Origin of the sequence: Rhodococcus sp. 1168, from assembly GCF_002091955.1 — a bacterium.
In the GTDB taxonomy this organism is placed as follows: domain Bacteria; phylum Actinomycetota; class Actinomycetes; order Mycobacteriales; family Mycobacteriaceae; genus Rhodococcoides.
In genome coordinates, this window is sequence record NZ_MKKY01000029.1 from 1 (window position 1) to 9,330 (window position 9,330).

The following is a 9,330-nucleotide window of genomic DNA, read 5'->3' on the forward strand; positions in this document are numbered from 1 at the left end:
GGTGCGCGCTGCGGCCGCACGAAACGCGCGGGAATGTTGACGATCTTCCGCCGTAGCGTCATTTCGCGGGCCTTCGCGGGCCGCCCGCCTGCCACGGTTCCGGCAGCGCGCAGCAGGTTGTGCGCGATCGCTGCGCACTGCACCCACGCGGAGTTCGCGCCGAACGATCCCGAGGGCATGTGCGCGAGCGGTCCGATCAGATCCGAGAACACGGTTTCGATGATCGCGTGTGCCCGGTGAACGACATCGGCGGTCGTCGTCGGCAGGGTGCTGTTGGCGAAAAACGGGTGATACCGCCACACCGGGAACAGTGCATCGCGGTAGCGAGCGTCTTTGACCCGCCGCACGATCAACCGTGCGGTGACAGGGTGCGCGGTGGAAGAGAAAGCGGTGAAGGCTGTTTCGGCGACTTCGGCATCGGAGATCCAGCCGCCGGTGTCGGGGTCGCGGACCGCTCCCGGGTATCGGAGGGGTGTCCACGCACAGTCGGGAATGGAGTCGATGGCTCGTTGGACGAGCCGGTTTTTGATTGGAACGAACGAGAACTCGACGCCGGCGTTGATGCATGCGCGTACGACGCGACTGTTGCCGTAGGCGGAGTCACCGCGGACCATGATCTTCCCCGTCGCGCCGGCCATCCGGGCGGTAGTGATCGCGTGGGCGACCATCCGCGCCGCGCCGGTGCCGGACCCTGCTTTGCCTGCTCGCAGGCGCATTCCGGTGATCACCGGTGCCGAGTCGGCGGTGCTGATGATCGTCGCGAGCGGGGAGAGTCCTTTGCGGAGGATCTGTTTGCCGGCGATTTTGGAGTGCCCGTACGAGGCTCCTTGTTTGGCGTGGCCGTAGACCGGGCGCAGCAGGGAGTCGATGTCGACGAATGCGCGGTCCGCGATGCCGGGCAGGATCTCGGTGCGGTGAGCGAGGGCGACGAGGTGTTCGCGCAGGACCGATTCGAGTTGCCGATCGTGCCCGAAGGTGAACTCGCGCAGCAATGTTCCGATGGTCGAGGGTGCATAGACGGAGCCGAAGAGGTGTTTCGTACCGCCGGACCGCAGGAGGTCGATGTCGTCGATACTGTCGGCACCGGCGCACATCGCCGCGATCAACGTCGTCAACTTCGGTGCCAGGTTTGCGGCCCCGGACGTGATCTTCGGGGCGGTGATCGACACCTTGTCCGAGAGTAGTTCGGTCAATCCAGTCTGGTCGGCAAGGGCCATGATCGGCAGCAGTCCCGCGCAGGACACGAGGTGGTCGTCGTCGAACTTCGCGGAATCAGGGTGGAAGGTGTGGGATGATCGCACTGGAAGTGTCCTGTTGGTCTGGTCCGATTTTTGTGTGAGAACTCAAATCATCCCAGCTCGGAGGGCACTTTCTTCAGTTCGACACCCCTCCCCTCGCAGTTTCATCGGTGGATCGAGGCTTAGTGGTTTTCGGGTGGGGCAACATTCTTGTAGCAGCTTCTCTGCCTGCTCTTCGGTACCGCCCAAGAGCTGTGGGTCATCGGTAAGTGCTGTGTGAGAGGCTAATCGAGCAGTGATTCTGAATTGGCCGTAGTTGACGTCGGGGATGGTCGACTGCAGATGTGGGCGCCGGACTCGGATCTGGCGACGTTTAAGCCGGCGAGGTGAGCACCAACATTGCCCGATTTCGGGAAGCGCCTGTTCCGAGGATTCGGCACGATGGTTCCGTTTCCCGGTCGTGCACCGATAACGGGCTGTTACGTCAGTCCGTTCCCCCTGCCGATTGCTTTCGGCGTCACTCGTGCCGATCGGTGGTGTTCGTGTGTTGTTCGAGCAGGTCGAGCGTGCGGGCGAGGAGTGCGTCGATGCGGTCCTCGACGTCGTCGTACAGCTCAGGGACCTCGGTCAACAGTGTGTGCGCAGAACGGCGTGCCCGAATGCCGGCCTCGTAATAACCCGAACCGAGGTCGATCGAATCATGTTCCGGCGCAGTTGGTGCGGCGTCGTGTGTGTCATCGGAGCGTCCTCGGCGTCTGTGTGGAACGGAACCGCGGCGCGGCGGCAATCCGGTCCGGTGTGCATCGACGATCTCTGCGATAGCGGCCGCTGACATCGCTGCGGCGGGGAGCGGCATGTGGCCCCACCTGTCGATCGGTACCGCCACCGGGCACGCCCGCTGCGGCCACCCGGTCATGCCCGGAAACGTGTTGCCGCGCAGGTGATCGAGCACCAGGGTGGTCGAGGGATACCGGTCGGCGAACCGCAACACCGTGTCCCACCTGGCCCACACCTCGCCCGGCCGGAACCCGGCAGGATCGTCGGCGGTGAGGCTGAGTCTATGCGCGCCGCCGATCGACACATTGCCGGCGGCGTCGACGGTGAGGTCGGTACGGTCCAGTTCTGCGATCGCGCGGTAGGACAGCCCTGCGGCAGCGAGCATCAGCAGTACCGCATCGCGGCGTCCGAACAACGCCTCGGTCGACCCCACCGTCGGCAGGTTGCCTGCAGCAGCGGCCAGCTGCCGGGCACGGTGGTGTCGGCGCTGCGCTCGGGCGGAGTCGAGGGCCAGGCGCAGTGCAGTGGTTCGTCCGGGTGGCGGGAGGCCGGCGTCGAGGTGGGCGCGGTTGATAGCCGAGATCCGGCGGATCTGTACCCGATCGCCGGCTGGGCTATCGTCAAGAAACTCGGCCAGCGTCACTGGGAGTGCCGGAAGCGGAGTCTGGTCGACTGCGCTACACCAGTCGGTGAACAACGCCCATTCGTAGCGATACGACTTGTTCGACCCCGCTGCCGTGCCCCGCATGTGTTGGACAGTATCGGGTGGCTCCGACATCAGTGGGTCGCCGCATGGTCCTGGGTGCCTCGATTCGCACCGGCGGATATTTCTGATCGCTCTCACCCGCACACAGTCGAACTCCGACGCAAATGGCTGCTGTGCGCCAAACGCAGTTACCGCACCGTCAAGATGCATTGACGCCGCCGATCGAGGTGCGAGCTCCAAGCGCTTCCGCCCTTGACCTCGATGTGTGTCCAGCCTGAGTCTTCGAGCTCTTCCGAACCTGACATCGGCTCTCCTCGGGGAGTGGAACTCAAGGTTTGGGCATCGTCGAAGCTCTTCCGATCGGGCTGTAAGTTTTGGTCAACGCCGGACCATTACTCCTTGACGGGACAAACGATAGGGACGCGTATGGGCGATGATCAACGGCGTTTCACTGAGATGTATCGGCGAACGCACTCCGTGGTTTTTGCCTATGCCTGTCGTCGTGCGGGGTACGACGACGCTCGTGAAGCAACGGATGAGGCGTACCTCATCGCCTGGCGAAAGTTCGACGCTGTACCTGTCGACTCGGTTCCCTGGCTGATCGTGACTGTCCGGAATATTCTTTCGGACCTCTACCGCAGGGACAGACGTCAGGATGTCCTGGTCGATCGTCTTGTCGACGCCCGAACTGCACTGGAATCAAACGGTGTTGAGGGTGCAGACGTAGCCGCCCTCGAACGGGTCGTGGTCCTGGAGGCGGTGGCGTCCTTGTCCGATTCGGATCGCGAAGTGCTACTTCTGACGGTATGGGATGGCCTGACTCACCGACAGGCATCGAAAGTAGTCGGCTGCTCGCCAGCGACATTTGCAGTCCGACATCATCGCGCTCGCCGTCGTCTGGAGGCTGCGCTGGCGGACAGCAGTGCTGCCGCAGGTCACTCGAATACCCCTGATGCTGAGAGGAATCGACTATGAGAACAACGCGGCACGCACTTGAGCGGTTGGCCGATCAGAACCCCGTGGTGACAGCACACCGCGATACAGGTTCTGCCGAGAATCAAGCATTGGCCGAGATTTTCGGCCATTCGCGCGACACGTACGACACCCCCCGCCATAGCCGCGCACCTGTCCTGGTTGCGGCGGCTATGACGGCCGCGATCACGATTGCGGGTACTTTGGGGATTGCGGTGGTGCGCGGTAGCGGCAACGACGGTGACGATAAGTCGGCGCAGTCTGCATTCGTGCTGCCAGATGCATCGGCGTCGCCGTACGAGCTTGCGCCATTCGATGGCGCCGCAGGGATGCCATCGCCGCTGATGTTCGTCGCGTTCGACCGGCCTGTCACATCGTCGGATCTCTTCGGATCTTTGGCCGCGTCCGCTGCATCGCAACCGCCGGATCGAGGTGAGGGCCGGTTCGAGTACTTCAACACCCGGGAATGGGGCTTCTACACACTGCAGACACAGGATGGTGAGGTGTTCGATCACGGAATTGCCGAGTCGACCCGTGAAGATTGGCGCGCAGCCGATGGATCCGGTCGCACCGTGACTACCGAGGACGGCCGCATCGACGCCGTGGAAGTTCCTCCCCAGCCGGCCGCACCTGGAATCGTTGTCGCCCAGACGGATTCTGTCGATGAGACCCGGCGACTACTCCGTGAAGGTAAGGCGCAGTGGACGAGCACTCAATGGTTCGAGGCATACATCGCATCGTGGGCAGCGAAGATTCTCTCGCCGATGGAGCAGGCGGCATATTTGCAGGAGTTGGGAGAGCTGCCCAACGTTGAGGTTGCCGGTGAAGTGACCGATCGCGCGGGACGCAGCGGTGTCGCCGCGTCGACGTCCTCGGCGGACATCCGAACTGTCCTGATATTCGACCCCGGCACGGGCGCGCTGCTCGACTTCGAGAGAATTGCACTCTCAACATCCGCCGTCGAAGTCCCAGTTCCCATCCCCTCGACCGTGGGCTACACGGTGTTCCTCGATCGCGGATACACACCGGCAGAAGGTGAGCGTCCATGACTAAGACCCGATCAGTCACACCATCCGCGCACCGGGAATCGCAGCGACGAACCTCCCTCGATGCGCCGAGATCGATGCTTCGACTGATCCGCACAGCCACAACGCTCGGACTGGTCTCGGTGATCAGCGTCGCCGCATGCGGCACCGGCGAATCCGGGGCGGATCTCGCGGTGGAATGCCGAACGGCGGATACCCCGTTCACCCGGCATGTCAGCGAAGACAGGAAACCGCCGTGGGCCACCGACTGGGACGAAGCATCACTTTCCGCCGCAACTGATTTCACAGCACCGCACGAATCGGTGTCCGATCAAGAACTCGTCGAGCTGGCGGCAACTTGTGTAGGTGTGAGTCAGCAATCGTGGAACGAACTCACCACAGCCGACGTGCAACAACACGCCGACGTTATTGTCGGTGTGCAGCACTACCTCTATCGCGCCAGCACCGCAGACGGCGATGACGGCCGATACATCCTCGCCGTCGTCGTGCACCGAACGGGTGAGTCGTCGGCACGGGTTGCCGTACAAGCAATGCCCGTCGTGGGCCAATTCCCGACTACCGCACCCGATGGTGCGGCAGTCGTGCAATCGCTCCGGTCGAACGGACTACTTTGAGTCCTGGAGTTCCCGTGTGACCCCGGCCCGCACGCGCGCATCGCCCCTGTGGCGTTTCGTGCATGCTGGCCGGGGCCGGAAGGGCGTGAGGCCTCAGGATCAGGAATGAACCCGGATGAACCCGATGTTGTCGTTCCACGGATCGCCCACATAGTTCAATGGCAACAGCCGTGACTGAAACAGCCCGCCGTTGAGTTGACGCATGTCCGCGACGTCGCAGTAGTTGTAGCCCTGCATCGATGTAATGCGCGGTGCCCAATACGTATTGGGGTTCAGGTTGTATCCAGCTGTATCGCAGGGCCCGGACTGACCGTAGATGACCGTGTAGGGCGAACTGTTGTTGAGATTCTCCGACCACCGCATGATCGGGATCGAGGCCTGAATGGATGCTCCACGTTGGGCCAGAGCGCCTGTGCTCTCCTCGGCCCGCAATTGGGCTTCCGCGTCCTCGATGCCGGTATCGGAGCATGCCGAGAACACCTCGTTCGAGACTGCAGTCGGATCGGAGGGCTTGTCCACCAGGATCACGCAGTATTGACCTTCCGACTCAGGCCCTGGTGGGGCGTTCTCGGGGCTGGGCGTCGGCGCAGGCTGAGCGGCAGCAATCGGGCTCCCCACTATGATCCCAGCTGCTGCTGTTGCAGTGACAAGTATTGTGCGAAGTGACCGTTTCATATGTATTCCTCAGCTTTTTGTCTCAGATCGTTCGCGTGTCGAGCGATCGTTGGGGGCTTGCAACCACAGTGGTGTGCCAGAAATCGGACAAGACTGTGGTTCGGCTCTGAATGCCAGAGGAAGCGCATTCCTCAGCGGCACGACAGGCAGCGATAGGCCCAGCCGGCGTCGAATCCGAAATTCGGTACTTGAGTGCCGGGGAAGACCGTTACATTCGATCCCGGAGTTCCGCACGGCTGGTTGGTGAAGGTCAGTTGCTTCGAACTGTTGTTGATCGCCGACCGTGCAGGGACAGAGAGGGGGGCACAGAAGTTGTCCTCTAGAGGAAACGGCCAGATGGCGCCATTGCCAACAAAGTTCGAGCCCTGCCACCAGCAGATGTCGCCTCCTACGCATGTTGCCGCATGGGCCGGCGCGGGAGAGGCAAAGCCGAACACCCCCATCGCGAGGGCCATGATCGCCAGGAAAATCTTTTTCATTGGACATCCTGTCTTCGTTGGGGTTAGTCCGCGGAAACATCGATGCCTGCCTAAACTAACAGAAAACAGACCGGTATGGTCGTTTCTCGTGCAAGACCACTTGGTCCTGGCATCGATATAGAGTCATGCAATGGTGAGTAGTCGAATCGTGTTGGCAGTGCTGACTATTGCGCTAGTAAGTGGTGGGTGCGCGCACGATCCCCAGACGGACTCCCCGCCCGCAGCCCCCACGGGGCCGGACGAAACCACATCGGCTGAGGCTTCGAGCACGCACGGACACTCGATCGCCAGCGGATACTTGATCAGCGGTGTTGCAGACACAAGACCACCGATCGACACCTTCGGCATGCCACCTAGGGCCGAGGGCGCTGCGCCCGTGGATCCTTCACCTGAGTCCCCGGGAGTTTCGGTCGCGGCGGTGTCAATCGAGAACACCGACAACATGACCTCGATCGTCTACGAGCTCAAAGGAGACGGGTACGTGGGCTATTCCGTCCGCACGGTCGACCGTGCCCTTCGATACTCCGACAGCAAACCTTTGGATATCGATGGCCGCGGCATCGTTCAGATCGACTTCACCGGAACGGCCGATGGACCGACTGGACGTCAGAATCTGGAACCACCGGTCCCGGTTGTCAGTCTGGTGTCGTCGATCGTCAGCACTCGATACGGTGACGGCGTCACGCAATCGTTCGTCGGACTCGGCGACTCGCAGAGCCCAATCCAAGTCGAAGCAATGGAACGACCGACCCGGCTCCGTGTATCAGTAGCCGCCCCTTAGGTCCCTCTGCGACGAGGGTCCCCAAGTCACTCGGGGGAATCGTGTCGGCTCTCGGCTGAACTAGCGAATTGCATACATGTGTGGCGAGACGCTGACGGAGGGGCGCCCGTCCGGTATCGGGTGGAGATGCCCCGGCCCCCACGACGACCAGGCGCAACGACACCGGGCCCCGACTGCTACCTCCAAACGCGACCAGAATCCGCCAGATCCGATGAGGAGAATCAACCGCCGCTGCATCCGGGGCGTGTGGCGGGCCGCAGGTCAAAAGCAACGAGCTCCGCCCATAGCGGATGAAAAACCAAACAACCCATAACCTCGGTCGGCGCGGACACTTCGGAACGACAGTTACCGCACCGTCAAGAATGGTTGACGCTTACGGGTTTCGGATGGGAGATGGCAATCCGTTCGAATACTAAGTGCTCGGTCCCTCTACGGATCCAGAAGTCGTTCGCTCGTGCGGAATTTGTCAAGGTGGATGAGTCCAGTGGGTGTTACGCCGCTATCGAATCGTGCTCTTGATCGGTGTCAGTTGTTTCTGCTGGTTTGTTGATCCACGCGGTGTCTGGGAGGTCGAGGATTTTCGGTGCGGCAGTGCTGCCGAAGCGATGCGGATGTGCAGCGCGGGCGGCGTCGAGAACGAGACGGCGTTCGGCTGCCTTGCGTGCAGCCAAGCCGTAGTGGACATCGGCGGGAGTGTGCAGTCCGATACCGGTGTGGCGATGTTCGTGGTTGTACCCATCGGTGAAGATATCCATGAATTCCCTTGCCTCGCTCAGTGATCGGAACCGATCCGGGAAGCCGGGGCCGTATTTCAAAGTTTTGAACAACGACTCCGAGTACGGATTGTCGTTCGATACCCGAGGCCGGGAGTGGCTTCGGGTGACCTCGAGATCCGCGAGGAGTGTCGCGACGGTTTTACTGGTCATCGAGGTACCGCGATCGGCATGCACGACGTGCGGGACGCCATGGACCGCGAAGATCTGTTCCATCAATTCCTTTGCCAGCACACCGGATTCATGACTATGAACGTGCACTCCGACGATGTAGCGGGAGTAGATGTCGATCATCACGTACGCATCGAAGTACTGCCCTTTCACCGGGCCGGCCAGTTTGGTGATATCCCAGGAGTACACCTGCCGCGGCGCGGTCGCGACCAACTCTGGGCATGCCCTGGCCGGGTGCCGAGCGAGTCGCCGTCGATCGCTGACCTGTCTGTTCTCGCGCAACACTCGATACATCGTCGACACCGAACACAGGTAGATGCCCTCGTCGAGGAGTTGGGCGTAGATCTGTAGCGGTGCGAGGTCGACGAACCGGTCGCAGTTGAGGACGCCGAGAATACGTCGCCGTTCGCTGGTGGTGACTTTGTTGACCGGCTCCGCCGCTGGTTCCTGCGGCACCGGCGGTGTCGGTGCTGTAGCTGCGGCACTTCGACGTGTCGCCGTCGATCGGTGCAGACCGGTGAGAACGCTGCCCTCGCGGGAGCTAATTCCGATGCCGGTCAGTGTGGTGTACGCAGTGGTCATCGCTTGTTGTTCTTCTCGTCGAAATCCGCGCTCTCGGAGAGAGATTCCAAGAGCGCGTGTGCTTTTCCCATGATATCCAGTGCGGCTTCGGTGGTGTTCAGTCGCTTGTTCGCGCGGTTCAATTCACGGGTGAGGCGGGCGATCTCGGCTTGCTCGGCGGTAAGCTTGCCGACCTTCTCGCCGGGCTTTTTGCCGACGAGAACACCGGCGTCGCGGTGTTTGCGCCATTCGCTGATCAACGACGAATACAGTCCCTCGCGGCGTAGGTATGCCCCGCCGTCGCCGCTCTGGCAGGCTTGCTCGTAAGCACGCACGTGTTCGATTTTCTCCGCCGCGGTGAACGCCCGTCGCCGTCGTGGTCCGTCTGCTCTCGGATGCGCTGAATCCATGCGTTCATTGTCGCCGCTGACCGGCGTCTTGGTGGTGATGGCCATGGTGTGTGTCGATCCGTATCTCGCCCTGCATCAGGCCGGGTTGCTATGAACCACTGGACTCACCTCACCCTGGCACGCAGGG

9 protein-coding genes are annotated in these 9,330 nt (G+C 61.9%); 4 read left to right on the top strand and 5 right to left on the bottom strand.

All coding sequences use genetic code 11. The features are described 5' to 3' along the window. Both BJI47_RS03420 and BJI47_RS03425 read right to left on the bottom strand, forming a co-directional pair. A partial coding sequence (locus BJI47_RS03420) for an IS1380 family transposase (RefSeq protein WP_125458649.1) occupies positions 1-1,301 on the bottom strand: 1,301 nt, incomplete at its 3' end. 454 nt (positions 1,302-1,755) lie between these two features. Further along, entirely contained in the window at positions 1,756-2,763 is a 1,008-nt protein-coding gene (locus BJI47_RS03425; RefSeq protein ID WP_088942416.1) for a hypothetical protein, read from the bottom strand. A 384-nt stretch (positions 2,764-3,147) separates the two neighbouring features. On the opposite strand from BJI47_RS03425, the gene BJI47_RS03430 reads away from it, so the two are divergent. Genes BJI47_RS03430 through BJI47_RS03440 form a run of 3 tightly spaced genes read left to right on the top strand, consistent with a single transcriptional unit; the run spans position 3,148 to position 5,353 of the window. After that, positions 3,148-3,696: an RNA polymerase sigma factor gene (locus tag BJI47_RS03430; protein WP_176224657.1), complete on the top strand. Its 549-nt coding sequence runs from the start codon at positions 3,148-3,150 to the stop codon at positions 3,694-3,696. After that, complete coding sequence (locus tag BJI47_RS03435; RefSeq protein ID WP_088942418.1) at positions 3,693-4,742, top strand: hypothetical protein; 1,050 nt, start codon at positions 3,693-3,695, stop codon at positions 4,740-4,742. Before BJI47_RS03430 ends, BJI47_RS03435 begins: the two co-directional genes overlap by 4 nt. Continuing rightward, a complete protein-coding gene (locus tag BJI47_RS03440; RefSeq protein ID WP_088942419.1) occupies positions 4,739-5,353 on the top strand; it encodes a hypothetical protein in 615 nt (204 codons plus the stop codon). Before BJI47_RS03435 ends, BJI47_RS03440 begins: the two co-directional genes overlap by 4 nt. A gap of 99 nt (positions 5,354-5,452) precedes the next feature. On the opposite strand, the gene BJI47_RS03445 is transcribed toward BJI47_RS03440, so the two are convergent. Further along, positions 5,453-6,028, bottom strand: coding sequence for a hypothetical protein (locus BJI47_RS03445; protein WP_125458651.1), 576 nt, complete (start codon positions 6,026-6,028; stop codon positions 5,453-5,455). A gap of 131 nt (positions 6,029-6,159) precedes the next feature. After that, entirely contained in the window at positions 6,160-6,507 is a 348-nt protein-coding gene (locus BJI47_RS23625) for a peptidase inhibitor family I36 protein (RefSeq protein ID WP_125458652.1), read from the bottom strand. Positions 6,508-6,637: 130 nt separating this feature from the next. Between BJI47_RS23625 and BJI47_RS23630 the strand changes: the two genes are divergently transcribed. Then, entirely contained in the window at positions 6,638-7,288 is a 651-nt protein-coding gene (locus tag BJI47_RS23630; RefSeq protein WP_139804844.1) for a hypothetical protein, read from the top strand. A 491-nt stretch (positions 7,289-7,779) separates the two neighbouring features. Here BJI47_RS23630 and BJI47_RS03465 read toward each other — a convergent pair. Next, positions 7,780-9,203, bottom strand: a protein-coding gene (locus BJI47_RS03465; protein WP_254900348.1) for an IS3 family transposase whose coding sequence is annotated in 2 segments (ribosomal slippage) — positions 7,780-8,876 and positions 8,876-9,203 — 1,425 coding nt in all. Because the reading frame shifts where the segments join, the coding sequence is not laid out codon by codon here. Positions 9,204-9,330: the final 127 nt, after the last annotated feature.